General features: G+C 38.7%; 12 protein-coding genes, 1 tRNA gene and 2 pseudogenes. 12 read left to right on the top strand and 3 right to left on the bottom strand.

The annotated features are described in order from the left end of the window. Nucleotides 1–395 precede the first annotated feature (395 nt). The 7 genes from gyrA to MKP09_RS09990 all read left to right on the top strand — a co-directional run bounded on the left by gyrA (nt 396) and on the right by MKP09_RS09990 (nt 8,956). On the top strand, nt 396–2,999 hold the full coding sequence (gene gyrA, locus MKP09_RS10020; protein ID WP_240827659.1) for a DNA gyrase subunit A: 2,604 nt from the start codon (nt 396–398) through the stop codon (nt 2,997–2,999). A gap of 178 nt (nt 3,000–3,177) precedes the next feature. Next, nucleotides 3,178–4,503 (top strand): hypothetical protein, encoded by a 1,326-nt coding sequence (locus MKP09_RS10015; protein ID WP_240827657.1) that lies wholly within the window; start codon nt 3,178–3,180, stop codon nt 4,501–4,503. Between the two features lie 194 nt (nt 4,504–4,697). Further along, complete coding sequence (gene xylA, locus MKP09_RS10010; RefSeq protein ID WP_240827655.1) at nt 4,698–6,026, top strand: xylose isomerase; 1,329 nt, start codon at nt 4,698–4,700, stop codon at nt 6,024–6,026. A 31-nt stretch (nt 6,027–6,057) separates the two neighbouring features. Further along, a complete protein-coding gene (locus MKP09_RS10005) occupies nt 6,058–6,858 on the top strand; it encodes an FGGY family carbohydrate kinase (RefSeq protein ID WP_240827653.1) in 801 nt (266 codons plus the stop codon). Then, a complete protein-coding gene (locus MKP09_RS10000) occupies nt 6,855–7,454 on the top strand; it encodes an FGGY-family carbohydrate kinase (RefSeq protein WP_240827651.1) in 600 nt (199 codons plus the stop codon). The genes MKP09_RS10005 and MKP09_RS10000 overlap by 4 nt, the downstream gene beginning before the upstream one ends. 468 nt (nt 7,455–7,922) lie before the next feature. Then, nucleotides 7,923–8,132 (top strand): LacI family DNA-binding transcriptional regulator, encoded by a 210-nt coding sequence (locus MKP09_RS09995; RefSeq protein WP_240827642.1) that lies wholly within the window; start codon nt 7,923–7,925, stop codon nt 8,130–8,132. Next, complete coding sequence (locus tag MKP09_RS09990) at nt 8,129–8,956, top strand: LacI family DNA-binding transcriptional regulator (protein ID WP_240827640.1); 828 nt, start codon at nt 8,129–8,131, stop codon at nt 8,954–8,956. Before MKP09_RS09995 ends, MKP09_RS09990 begins: the two co-directional genes overlap by 4 nt. 62 nt (nt 8,957–9,018) lie before the next feature. On the opposite strand, the gene MKP09_RS09985 is transcribed toward MKP09_RS09990, so the two are convergent. Further along, nucleotides 9,019–9,180 (bottom strand): DUF1328 domain-containing protein, encoded by a 162-nt coding sequence (locus MKP09_RS09985; RefSeq protein WP_240827638.1) that lies wholly within the window; start codon nt 9,178–9,180, stop codon nt 9,019–9,021. Nucleotides 9,181–9,694: 514 nt separating this feature from the next. Here MKP09_RS09985 and MKP09_RS09980 point away from each other — a divergent pair. From MKP09_RS09980 to MKP09_RS09955, 5 genes and pseudogenes are all read left to right on the top strand, one after another. Continuing rightward, nucleotides 9,695–10,020 (top strand): annotated as a pseudogene (locus MKP09_RS09980) (ArsR/SmtB family transcription factor); the annotation flags it as partial. Beyond that, nucleotides 10,021–10,485 (top strand): SRPBCC family protein, encoded by a 465-nt coding sequence (locus tag MKP09_RS09975; protein ID WP_240829455.1) that lies wholly within the window; start codon nt 10,021–10,023, stop codon nt 10,483–10,485. Between the two features lie 55 nt (nt 10,486–10,540). Next, nucleotides 10,541–11,128 carry a YdeI/OmpD-associated family protein gene (locus MKP09_RS09970; protein WP_240827636.1) on the top strand — a complete coding sequence of 196 codons (588 nt, stop codon included), beginning with the start codon at nt 10,541–10,543 and terminating at the stop codon, nt 11,126–11,128. 93 nt (nt 11,129–11,221) lie between these two features. Then, nucleotides 11,222–11,628: pseudogene (locus MKP09_RS28035) on the top strand (DoxX family protein). Between the two features lie 86 nt (nt 11,629–11,714). Next, nucleotides 11,715–12,200, top strand: a complete 486-nt coding sequence (locus MKP09_RS09955) for a DUF4256 domain-containing protein (RefSeq protein ID WP_240827615.1) — start codon at nt 11,715–11,717, stop codon at nt 12,198–12,200. Nucleotides 12,201–12,337: 137 nt separating this feature from the next. On the opposite strand, the gene MKP09_RS09950 is transcribed toward MKP09_RS09955, so the two are convergent. Together MKP09_RS09950 and MKP09_RS09945 are read right to left on the bottom strand one after the other, a co-directional pair. Then, nucleotides 12,338–13,525 carry a sulfatase-like hydrolase/transferase gene (locus MKP09_RS09950; RefSeq protein ID WP_240827613.1) on the bottom strand — a complete coding sequence of 396 codons (1,188 nt, stop codon included), beginning with the start codon at nt 13,523–13,525 and terminating at the stop codon, nt 12,338–12,340. 133 nt (nt 13,526–13,658) lie between these two features. After that, nucleotides 13,659–13,729 (bottom strand) — tRNA-Cys (locus MKP09_RS09945). Between the last annotated feature and the right edge of the window lie 10 nt (nt 13,730–13,739).

Below are 13,739 nucleotides of genomic sequence, written 5' to 3'. Positions count from 1 at the left end.
ACCATGTTTCTAAGGTCAAAAAAGCCTTTAAGCTTAAATAAATACAGCATGATATTTAACAAAAGCCGTTTCAATTTTGAAGCGGCTTTTTACATGGTCTGACCCTGCCCGTCCGGTCAGGCGGGCGTCCCGGTCTGACCAATATATACCTGCGAAGAATATGTAGGTTGATACATATTTTACAGTACAAGCGAGCGTGGCAAAACCGCTGATTTATATTCTTCTGCTGGTACAAAAAGGTAATCTTGTCTCCCGTCTATCCATGGTTGATTATTGGTGCATAAACTGGTGAAAAATCCTCATTTATAAAGCTGTTTTCAGCTATAAAAAGATTAGATTTGCGAGCGTTGTTAACGCTATTTTATATTAATTTTTTTAAGAACAGAATCATTTAAATGGAAGATAATCAGGAGCCACAGGAAACGCAGGATAATAATCGGATTATTCCCGTAAATATAGAAGAACAGATGAAAACGGCCTACATCGATTACTCGATGAGTGTAATTGTAGGACGTGCTTTGCCCGACGTAAGAGATGGTTTAAAACCTGTTCATCGCCGAATACTTTATGCGATGAACGAATTGGGTTTATATGCTAATAAATCTTATAAGAAGTCTGCCCGTGTTGTAGGGGAAGTGTTGGGTAAATATCACCCACATGGCGATAGCTCCGTATATGATGCGATGGTACGTATGGCGCAGGAATGGAGCATGCGATACACCATGGTAGATGGACAAGGTAACTTTGGTAACCAGGATGGTGATGGCCCGGCGGCTATGCGTTATACCGAGGTTCGATTAGAAAAGCTTGCTGAGCACATGCTCGACGATATTGAAAAAGACACCGTCGATTTTCAGCTCAACTTTGACGATTCGGAAAAAGAACCTACTATACTTCCTACACGCATACCCAATTTATTGGTTAATGGATCAAGCGGTATCGCAGTAGGTATGGCAACAAGCATTATGCCTCACAACTTAAGCGAGGTGATAGACGGTTGTGCAGCGTATATCGACAACAACGACATTACTATTGATGAATTGATGCTGCTTGTGAAAGCACCTGATTTTCCAACTGGTGGCATTATCTATGGAATGGAAGGTATTAAAGCCGGCATGCATACCGGTCGCGGAAGGGTAGTGGTGCGCGGTAGGGTTCAGGTAGATACCAAGCCAAGCGGGCGAGAACAAATTGTCATTACAGAGGTGCCTTACCAGGTGAACCGCGATTCGCTCACTAATCGAATTGGTGAGTTGGTAAATAATAAAATAATTGAAGGTATTGTACACGTCAACAATGAGTCGAATAAAGACGGTACAAGAGTAGTGCTTGATCTTAAGCGAGATGCCATTGCAAATGTTGTAATCAATCAGCTTTATAAACATACCGATCTTCAAACATCTTTCGGGATCAACAACGTGGCCATTGTGAAAGGCCGTCCGCGTATATTGAATGTTAAAGACATGATTGCTGAATTTATTGAATTCAGACATGATGTAGTTGTGAGGCGAACAGAATATGAATTAAGAGAAGCGGAAAAACGGGCTCATATTTTGCAAGGCTATTTAATTGCTTTGGATCATTTGGATGAAGTAATTCGTTTGATCAGAAGTTCTCCTACTCCCGAGGTTGCGAAAGAGAACCTTATTAATGCCGGATGGGGATTAGATGAAATTCAAGCCAAAGCAATATTGGAGTTGCGCCTGCAGCGCCTTACAGGCATGGAGCGTGATAAGATTAAGGAAGAATATGAATCTTTGATGAAGCTGATTGCGCATCTGAAAGAAATTCTCTCAAATGCTGGTTTACGTTTTGAAATTATCAAAACAGAACTGCTTGAAATCAAGCAAAAATTTGGTGATGAGCGTCGTACAGAAATTACTTACAGAAGCGATGAAGTAAGTATTAAAGACCTGATCAAGGATGAAGATGTTGTGATTACCATTTCTCATTTAGGGTATATCAAAAGAACTTCGGCTGATGAATATCGTGCACAACGCCGTGGTGGCCGTGGTGTTCGCGGTGGTAAAACGAGGGAAGAAGATTATATAGAACATTTATTTGTTGCTTCTACACACCATACTTTATTATTCTTCACTGAGATGGGAAGATGTTATTGGCTGAATGTTTATGAAATTCCGGAAGGTGAGAAAACGGGAAAAGGACGAGCGATACAAAACCTGATGCAACTGCCGCCGGATGACAAAATCCGTACGATCATTGATATTAAAGATCTAAAAGATGAGGAATTTGTAAAGGCGCATAATATTTTGCTTTGTACTAAAAAAGGAACGATTAAAAAAACCAGTCTTAGCGATTTTAGCCGACCCAGACAAACGGGTGTAAATGCAATCACTATTGTGGAAGGAGATCAGTTGCTGGAAGCTAAACTTACTGACGGAAGTTGCGATGTTATGATGGCTGTAAAGAGTGGCCGCGCTATCAGATTTTCCGAGGAAAAAGTACGCGCAACTGGTCGTGGCGCCATTGGTGTTGCAGGTATTGAAGTAGATGATGATAATGATGAAGTAATAGGCATGATTTGTGTACCAAAGAATGCTGAAATTGTGCCAGGGGTGTTAGTAGTAAGTGAAAAAGGATATGGTAAAAAGACTGCCGTGGATGAATACAGGTTTACAAACCGCGGAGGAAAAGGTGTAAAAACACTTAACGTAACTGAAAAAACCGGTAAATTAGTAGGGTTATTAGATGTGTTTGAAAATGAAGATTTGTTAATAACATCTAAAAGTGGTATCACCATCAGGATGCCGGTAAGCGGAATTAGTGAATTAGGGCGAGCAACGCAAGGAGTTAAGTTGATACGATTAGATGAGGGAGATGATATCGCTGCTATTACTACGGTTGATGAGCAGGAGATGGAAGACGTTGAAAATATAGAAAATGCTGAAAGTTCTATTGAAGGCGTAATACCTCCGGATTCTGAATCTCAAGCTACAGATGAAAGCGCAGAAAAACCGGAGACTCCAAGTGAAGAGTAAAAGTATATAAAAAAGTATCTTTATAGAAATCAGAATATTATAAATAATACTATTTCCCATAATTGAAAACTATACAAATTAAAATGAGCCATAATCGCTTGGCATGACCAAAGAGATATTATATTGGCGAATCCGATGAATGTCGGATCTATTTGACAAAAACAATAAAAATATACGAATGAAAAAAGTGATTTTACTTGCAACAATTGCTGCTTTTTCGACAGCTGGGGCATATGCACAGAAATATGAAGATATAAAAGGTGCGCTTGCCCTTGGGCAAACCGACAAAGCAAAGGAAGCCTTTGATAAGAATTCTACCAACGAAAAATTCTTTACAAAACCTGAAGGGCATATACTGAAAGCCGCTGTATTTGCGAGTTTAGCTGTGGATAGCAGTAAAGCTGCTGAAGCCGAAAAGAACAGGACAGAGGCTGATGCCGCCTTAGCAAAATATAAAGAGATGGAACCTGATATGAAATTATTAGAGGACCCCATGTATAAAAATGCTCCCTACAATCTATATGCAGCGTATTTTAATGCAGGTATTAACGACATCAATAGCAAAGCGTATGAACCTGCATTCGAAAAATTTAAAAAAACAGTGGACTATTCTGAACTTTTGATTGCGAAAAAGATCATGAATAAGCAAATGGATACAGCAGCAGTTTATTATACTGGCTTACTGGCAGAAAATACCAAACACGAAGAAGATGCTTTAAAGTATTACACACGTATAGCTGATGCTAAAATTAAAGACTACAATGGAACATCTTACGAAAGTGTTTACCAGGGTTTAGTAAGGCATTATGCTACAAAGAATGATAACGCAAATTTTGAAAAATATAAAGCATTAGGCAAAGAACTATATCCTCAAAGCGAGTTCTTTACATATTCAATGCTTGATTTTGCAGTAGGAAGCAGCTCTAATTTCAATGAAAGATTAGCAAGCCTTGAAAAGCTTTTAGCGGCAAGTCCTGAAGATTATAAAGCAAACATTACTTTGGCCGAGATCATTTACGATACTTTAGATTCCCGTAAAGAAGGAGCCGTTATGCCGGGTAATGCGGCAGAACTGGAAACCAAGATGCTTGCCGCTTTAAATAAGGCATCAAGCTTGAAGCCAGAAGAAATGCAGCCATATTTATTGTTGGGAGATCATTATCAATTAAAAGCAGGAAATATTCGTAATGAAATGGTTACCGCTGAAACAGAGGTTACGAAGAAGGGAGCAAAAGCAACAGCGGCTGATAAACAAAAAGTTGCCGATATAAAAAAATCCTATAATGAAGCCTATGATATAGCGAAGACGAACTACGAAAAAGCAGCTGAAATGTTCGCTAAAATGCCAAGTTTAGATGCTACTCAAAAACGCACATATCGGCTTATTGCAGGTAATATTGCAGAATATTATTCTTATAAAATTGAAGATGCAAAAGCAGCAGACAGAGACAAATTTGTGGCCCTTGAGAAAAAATGGGATGACATATTTGTTAAGTTAAGATAAATTTAATTTAGAATTTGTTTAGGAAGACCGCTCTATTTTGAGCGGTTTTTTATATTAATGAAGTTTGAGAAAATAATTCTATGTTTTTATGAAACCGATTACAATATTTCATTAATATTGCATTCATCAGGTTTATAATTTAACGATTCAGTTGACATTAATCCAATACATATACTTACATATAATCAAAATCTATGAGCGTAATATTAGGAGATAAAGAATACTTTAAAGAAATTCCTCAAATAAAATATGAAGGTATTGAAAGTGACAACCCGCTTGCCTTTCGCTGGTACGATGAGAGCAGGGTAGTGGCTGGTAAAACTTTGAAAGAACACTTTCGTTTTGCATGTGCTTATTGGCATTCGTTCTGCAACGATGGAAATGATCCATTCGGTCCAGGTACTCATGTGTTTGACTGGAACAGCAAAACTGATGCGATAGGAAGAGCTAAAGATAAAATGGATGCGGCTTTCGAATTCATTACAAAAATGAACCTGCCTTTTTATTGCTTTCACGATATAGACCTTGTGGATTATGGATCAGATGTAAACGAAAATGACAAACGTTTACAGGCTTTGGTTGATTATGCCAAACAAAAACAAACAGAAAGTGGAGTAAAGCTTTTGTGGGGCACGGCCAATGTTTTTTCAAATCCACGTTACATGAATGGCGCATCCACCAACCCGGATTTTCATGTGCTGTCTCATGCTGCCGCGCAAGTAAAAGCTGCTATTGATGCTACTATTGAACTAGGCGGTGATGGCTACGTATTTTGGGGTGGGAGAGAAGGCTATATGACACTTTTGAATACGGATATGAAAAGGGAGAAAGAACACTTTGCACGCTTTCTGCATACGGCTAAAGACTATGCAAGAAAGAATGGTTTTAAAGGAACTTTTTTGATTGAACCGAAACCAATGGAGCCTACCAAACATCAATATGATTTTGATTGCGAAACGGTGATCGGCTTTTTACGTCAGTGGGATTTGTTAGAAGATTTTAAAATAAATATTGAAGTAAACCACGCAACCCTTGCCGGACATACGTTTCAGCATGAACTACAAGTTGCAGCTGATGCTGGCGTGTTGGGATCTTTAGATGCTAACAGAGGCGATTATCAAAATGGTTGGGACACTGATCAGTTTCCAAATAACCTGAACGAACTTACCGAAGCCATGCTGATCTTTTTACAAGCAGGTGGATTGCAGGGAGGAGGCATCAACTTTGATGCAAAGATCCGCCGCAGTTCTACCGATCCGGCTGATTTGTTTTACGCGCATATTGGCGGTATGGATACATTTGCCCGCGCATTGATAACTGCAGATGCTATTCTTAATAAATCAGATTTTAAAAAACTCAGAACAGATCGGTATGCGTCATTCGACAATGGAAAAGGGAAGGAGTTTGAAGAAGGAAAACTCACATTAGAAGATCTGCGTACGTATGCGATTGAAGCTGGTGAACCCGCTGTAAAAAGTGGAAAACAGGAGTATTTTGAAAATATTATTAATAGGTTTATCTGAGAATTGTCTAAATACAAAAATCTAAACGTGCATGTTGTTATTAGGTATTGATGTTGGCACTTCCTCAATAAAAGTTTCTGTTGTCGATGGCGCTACACAGCTGGCCATTGCATCTGCCCAATATCCGGAAACTGAAAAAGAGATCATCTCCTTAAAACCCGGTTGGGCGGAACAATCACCGGAAGGTTGGTGGCAGGATGTAAAAGAAGCTATTAAAAAAGTACATCAATCCGGTAAATACAATTCAAACGATATTGGTGCTATTGGTATTTCTTATCAAATGCATGGACTTGTTTTATTAGATAAAAAAGGAGCCGTGCTGCGCAACAGTATCATCTGGTGTGATAGCCGTGCGGTACCTTACGGCGACAAAGCCTTTGATTCTATTGGGTACGAGAACTGCTTACGCGATCTTTTAAATTCTCCGGGAAACTTTACGGCTGCAAAGCTGGCCTGGGTTAAAGAACATGAGCCGGAAATTTTTGAACAGATCGATCAGATCATGCTGCCTGGAGATTTTATTGCACAGCGTTTAACAGGCGTAACCACCACAACAGCATCTGCATTATCAGAAGGTATATTTTGGGATTTTTCAAAGAACAAGATATCAGAAGAAGTAGTGCAGTATTTTGGTTTTGACCAAAACATTATTCCTGAATTAAGGCTGGTGTTTTCAGAACATGGAAAACTATCAAAGTCAATAGCAGACGAGCTTTCATTAAAGGAAGGCATACCCATTTGTTACAAAGCTGGCGACCAGCCCAATAACGCACTTTCTTTAAACGTAATGGAGCCGGGGGATGTAGCGGCAACGGCGGAACATCCGGTGTGATTTATGGTGTTAGCGATGCACTTACTTATGATCCGCAAAGCAGGGTAAACAGTTTTGCGCATGTTAATTATACGGATCAGTTTACACGCGTGGGCGTGCTGCTATGTATCAATGGAACCGGCATACTTAATAAATGGGTTAGAAATTTGAGTGGCGGTATGTCTTATCCAGAAATGAATGAGGCCGCATCAACGATAAACGCTGGTAGTGATGGGTTGTTAATTCTACCTTTTGGAAACGGCGCTGAACGCATGCTGAATAATAAAATTCCGGGTGCTCATATTATCAATATTGATTTAAACAAACATGCCAATGCTCATCTGTTTCGTGCAGCACAGGAAGGTATTGCTTTTGCTTTTCGATATGGACTTGACATCATGCGCGGCAATGGTATGCAGCCTGCGATAATAAGAGCCGGAAAAACGAATATGTTTTTAAGTAATGTTTTTTGTGAAGCATTTGTAAATGCCACTAACGTACCGATTGAGTTGTATGATTGCGACGGAAGCGTAGGAGCAGCGCTGGGAGCGGGTATTGGCGCTGGCTATTTCAAAAAACCGTCGGATGCTTTTGAAAAAGAAAGAGACTCGAACTGATCGAGCCATCTAAAGTTGCTCAATACGATGAACTGTATCAGCAATGGAAATGGCAACTTGAAAAACAATTGAGTGATTTATAAAAATGAGCTATTAACGTGAGTTTTGATATTTATTCTTTTGCAAACGCAATGAAGCAGTATCGTCTTGGCGAGCGTAACGAACTGAAGTGGAGCAATCTCCTTGTTGTGCGAGAGATTCCTCCACTCGTTTGCTTGAGGCAAAACTTCGGTCGGAACGATAAACAACAACATACATTAATAATGGCTCAGACAACGAATATATAGGATGCCATAAGTACCACAAGTGAAGAGAGTGACACAACACCGATGCCATATATTTACTGTCGGTTCAACATACAAAATTTATTTTCTGTCTTTTTTGAATTATTTATCATTAATTGAGGAGTTAATTTAATTACTTTTACTCCTTCGTATTTGCTTGCAATACAAATGATAAAAAGTATAAATGAAAAAAGGTAAAGAAATAACGATATACGATCTTGCCAGAGAATTAAAAATATCAGTAGCTACTGTAAGCCGTGCCCTGAAAGATGATCCGGTTGTAAGTAAAAAAACTAAAAAAGAATTTTTGAACTTGCAGAAAAAATGGGCTACAGAACCAACCATTTTGCCCGCAACCTTCGCACCCAGGAAACAAATACAATTGGATTTATGATACATGAGCTGAATAGTAATTTCAGTAATGCTGTGTTGTCGGGTGTTGAGAAAGTTACTGCAGAAGCTGGTTATGATTTGATCATTGCACATTCTTCAGAAAGCTATGAAAAGGAAGTAGCTAATGCCCGCAATCTGTTTCATAAAAGGGTGGATGGCCTGATCGCATCTCTTTCTTTTGATACCAAACAATATGATCATTTTCGCCAGTTTAAGGATAAAGGAGTACCGGTTATCTTCTTTGATCGAGTTGAAAAAAATAGCGATAATACCGTTGTGGTTATCGACAATTATAAATGCGGTTATGAAGCGACTAAACATTTGATCAACCAGGGATGCAAACGAATTGCACATATTACATCTAATCTAGGACGAAATGTGTACGCAGAAAGATACAGAGGATATAAAGATGCTTTGGAAGATAATGGCCTTAAGTCAGATGACAATATGTTAATAGTTGATAATCTGGAAGAACAGGCTGGAATCAATGCTGCATTAAAGCTTGTTAAGATGAAACCCATGCCAGATGCGGCTTTTATTACAAATGATTTTGTGGCAGCTGCTTTTATCAAAACCCTGAAAGGGCAAAAAATAAAAATACCAGAAGATATTGCGGTGGTAGGATTTAATAATGATGCGATTGCACATTTGATTGAACCATCACTGACAACTGTCAATTATCCGGGTATTGAAATGGGGGAAATCGCAGCAAGAACACTGATCAATCATATTAAAGGGGTTAGCAATTTGCAGCAGATCAACACCGTTATTATTAACTCAGAACTGATCATCCGTGAGTCTTCTTTAAAAAAAAAAAAAGTTTAAAAGCTTTGAGACTTTTAAACTTTAGGTATAATGATATTATCAATCAATGGCGTAAGCGCGCATTAAGTACTGCGTCGGCCAAATATCAAAGAGATAACGAATAACACCAGGAACACAAAGAATAAAACTTTTGCAATTCCCGCTGCAGTGGAGGCTATGCCGCCGAAACCAAAGACCGCAGCAACAATCGCCACAATCAGAAAAATAATAGACCATCTGAGCATAATTGTAGGTTTAAGGGTTTGACAAAAACGGTTACATGGTGTATAAGGCAATAACTATTCCAATATTAGTAGGAAGCAATCAGCATTACTCAAAATCATGTATTTAACATAATATAAATTATAGGAAATATTGATTATTTTTTTCACTTTTAGAAGTTCGGCAAGTAATAACAAAATACTGTGAATCAAAAATGATATGGGCAAATGTTGATTTTAGTGATTTAGAACGAACAACAAAATTCTATACTGATCTGAGATTTAAATCAAACGGCTCATCAAAAGAATTAAACAGCATTTTTTTCGGCGATGTAATTTTACAGATCAAGTGTAAATATTTGATTCTAATGCTGCCTTCTAATTACTTCAATTATTTGTCTTAGCCATATCAAATGTATTAACTGTATTAAAAATTTCGTCTTAGTAATTTACCAAATTTTGAAACTTTTATAAATTACTAAAAAATATTTGCGTAGTCGAATAACTACATATATATTTGTAGTCAAATAGCTACGCAATGAATTTAAGAAGAGACGTTTTTCAGGCTTTGGCTGATCCCACGCGAAGGGCCATACTGGTACTTATAGCTTCGCAAGCCATGACAGCCGGCGCTATTGCCGCTAATTTCGACACCGCACGCCCTACCGTTTCAAAGCACTTACAGATACTTACTGAATGTGAATTGTTACAGCAAGAGCAAAACGGACGTGAAATATATTATCACTTCAATGCAAAAAAATGAAAGAAGTTGCTGACTTTATCGAACCATTCAGGAACATGTGGGATGACCGTTTTAATAAACTGGAATCTGTTATGAAAAAGACAAACCAAAAAGATAAAAAGATGGAAAGGAAAACAAAAGTACACGCTGAAGATGACAGGCAGGAACTGGTAATCACAAGGGAGTTTGACCTACCTGTAGACTTGCTGTTTAAAGCTTATACAGAAGCCGAATTGTTATCGCAATGGATGGGCACTAAGGTTGTCAAGCTCGAAAATAAACCACACGGCGGATGGGCGTTCGAAACGGCTGATTCCAATGGTAATGTGGTTTTTCGCGCTAACGGCACGATCCATGAATTTATTCCTGATCAAAAGATCACGCGTACTTTTAAAATGGAAGATGCTCCTTTTGATGTGCAGTTAGAATTTCTGGATTTTGAATCGCTCACAAACGACACCAGTAAATTGACAATGCATATAGTGTTTCGTTCGGTAGCTTTGCGCGATCAATTGTTGCAAATGCCTTTCGCTGCTGGCATCAATATGGCGCATAACCGCTTGCAGGATATTGTGTCAACAAACTGAAATCTAATTAATCTCTCCTCTCTCCCTTGGTGGTGAGGCCTTAAAATAAACGATCATGGCTGGTACAAATTCCAAAGTAGATTTCTACTTTAATAAAGAAAACAAATGGCAAAACGCCATTCAACAATTAAGAAACATTGCGTTGGATTGTGGATTGCAAGAAGAGTTGAAATGGGGCTGCCCGTGTTATACTTTTAATGGTTCTAACATAGTACTGATCCATGAGTTTAAAGAATATTGTGCCTACTTATTTTTTAAAGGTGTGCTATTGCAGGACCCCGAAGGAATATTGATACAGCAAACAAAGAATGTCCAGGTAGCACGGCAGATTCGCTTTACCAGCGTTGAAGCAGTAAATAAACAAAAGAAAATACTAAAGACATATATATATGAAGCGATCACCATAGAAGAAGCAGGCTTAACAGTCTCCATGAAGAAAACCAAAGAGTTTGACATGCCCGAAGAATTTCTGAAAAAACTAAAAGAAAAACCTATGCTTAAAAAAGCATTTGAAGCATTGACCCCGGGACGCCAGAGAGCTTACCTTCTTTATTTTTCGCAAGCGAAACAGGCTACAACACGTGAAGCAAGAATTGAAAAAAGTGAAGCAAATATTATGCAAGGCAAAGGGCTTAACGATTAACAAAGATTATCGCGCAGCCTCAAACACATCGAGCTGCCTATTTCAAAGCTCCATCAATCTGCATAACTAATTTCTTTCTATAAACCAATAAACATGAATCATAACAACAAGTCAACTAAACGAAATAACATTATTTACTGGATCGCAACAGTATGGTTATCGCTGGGCATGGTCTCTACCGGTATTGTACAGTTACTACAAATGGAAGAAGAAACAGCAAGCATGAAAGCGTTGGGGTATCCTTATTATTTTTTAACCATACTTGGAATCTGAAACTACTTGGTGTAATAGCTGTGCTTATTCCAAAATTCCCTTTGCTGAAAGAATGGGCTTATGCTGGATTTTTCTTTGCTATGTCTGGCGCTATATTTTCGCATATCGCCTCAGGTGATGCATTAAGCACCATGGCTCCTCCTCTCCTTTTGTTAGCGCTTACTATTGTGTCATGGTGTTTCAGGCCGGCTGGAAGGAGAATCAATTTCGCAAACTTTAATCAGTAAAAGATAAATGATATGAACAATAAAAAACTGTCAGTATCAGATACTGAAGGATTGTTCAAAATCCTTAAAAGCCGCTTCGAAAAAATATGAATCGTCACCAAGAGTTAAAATGGGAAACCGTACAAGTCAGGCTGGAAGCGCATCCTGCAAAACTCTGGTCGATTAACGAAATGGATATTACCGAAGGCGAGCCTGATGTAATTGGTCAGGATAAAAAAACAGGAGCGTTGATTTTTTGTGATTGCGCTGCAGAAAGCCCGAAAGGACGCAGAAGCGTTTGTTTCGATCATGAAGCACTTGAATCCAGAAAAGAACATAAGCCTAAGAACAGCGCTTTGGGAATGGCTGGCGACATGGGCATTGAAATATTGACGGAAGAACAATATCGAGATTTGCAAAAACTGGGTAAGTTCGATACAAAGACATCTAGTTGGATCGCAACACCTGATGCTATTCGCGAACTAGGTGGGGCTTTGTTTTGCGACCGCCGTTATGAAACTGTATTTTTATATCACAACGGCGCGGAATCTTATTACGCTGCGCGCGGTTTTCGGGGACTGTTAAGGGTTTAATAGACTGTGCTATTTTTTCAACGGCTCAAAATTAAGGGGCGGCAACGAAGCGTTCCATTGCTGGTAAAGTGTTTGCAGTTGCTGTGCCTGCTTTTTATTAATCTTTACAATATTTTCTGTTTCGGAAATATCATTTTTCAAATTGTACAATTGCGGGCTTTCTCCAGGTAATAAAACAAGTTTCCAATCTCCATTTCTGATAGCGCCTTTATCCTTGCCGAGCTTCCAGTATAATGTTCTTTTTTATACCGTGATTCGTTTAAAGCAATATCTACAAGGCTATGTCCGCGAAGAGCCTTGTAGATATTGGGGTTCTCACAAGCTGCTTCTAAAAAGGTCGGAAGAAAATCTAAAGATGAAGCAATGCCATCCGAAACTGTTCCCGGTTTTATTTTTCCAGGCCAGCAAATAGCCATCGGTACCCTAATACCACCTTCATAAGCATCGCCTTTCATTCCACGCAGGGGAAAATTATCAGCATGATTAACTTTCACCTGCCCGCCATTATCATTTGTGAAAATAACAATTGTGTTTTCTTTTAGGCCTAGCTGTTCAAGTTTATCCAAAATCTTACCGACATTTTCATCTAATGAATGAGTCATAGCTGCGTTTTGAAGTTTCCTTTTATCATCAGAATACTTATCCAGAAAAAGTTCCAGATGCTCTTTTTTAGATTCCTGCGGAGTATGAATAGCGTTAAAAGAAACATATACAAAAAACGGATGATCTTTTTCTCTTTCAATAAACGCTATCGTTTTGTCGGCAATCGCATCCGTCATATAAGGTATATTCTTCGGATCCACAGGCGTTCCATTTTCCTGAACTTCAACCGCTGTTCCGGTAAAGTAATTGCTGCTGCCCCAAAGAAATCCCCAAAAATAATCAAACCCTCTGGTGTTGGGATGAAAGGGCTTTGAAAACCCTTCATGCCATTTTCCTACAATCCCACATTTGTAGCCCAACGGTTTTAGATAATCGCCTACCAACTTCACATGTTGGGGAATACCGTATTCATCCTGTGTTATATTATACTTCCCACCTTTTATGTAATTGTGTATCGTTCCAAATTCCGGTTGATTAATGCCGGTAAGCAATCCTGCGCGTGATGGTGAGCAAACAGCTCCCGTTACATAAGCGTTGGTAAATTTTGCACCTTCCATCGCAATCTTATCAATATTTGGCGTTGGTATAAAACGACTGCTTTGAAAGCCAAAATCTGCATAACCCGCATCATCGCTTAGTATCAGTACAATATTTTTCTTTTGAGCATTTAAGCTAAAAGAAAAAATGAGTGTTAATGATACTATAAAGAAATTTCTCATCATAAAATATATTTGATGTAACCAAAATGCAATCTATTCATTTTCCGGCACAGCATTGAAGCAAACAGTAAAAATTAGTAAATGGCTCTTAATAAAAAAGTTCCACAACATTGTTGCAGAACTTTTTACTATTCCGAGGTCTCGAGCGGATTCGAACCGCTGTACGAGCTTTTGCAGAGCTCTGCCTAGCCACTCGGCCACGAGACCTTTTTATATG

Source organism: Paraniabella ginsengisoli, assembly GCF_022513635.1.
Classification (GTDB): Bacteria; Bacteroidota; Bacteroidia; order Chitinophagales; family Chitinophagaceae; genus Niabella; species Niabella ginsengisoli.
Note: the sequence above shows the minus strand (reverse complement) of the source record. Positions and strands in the feature narration are given on the sequence as shown.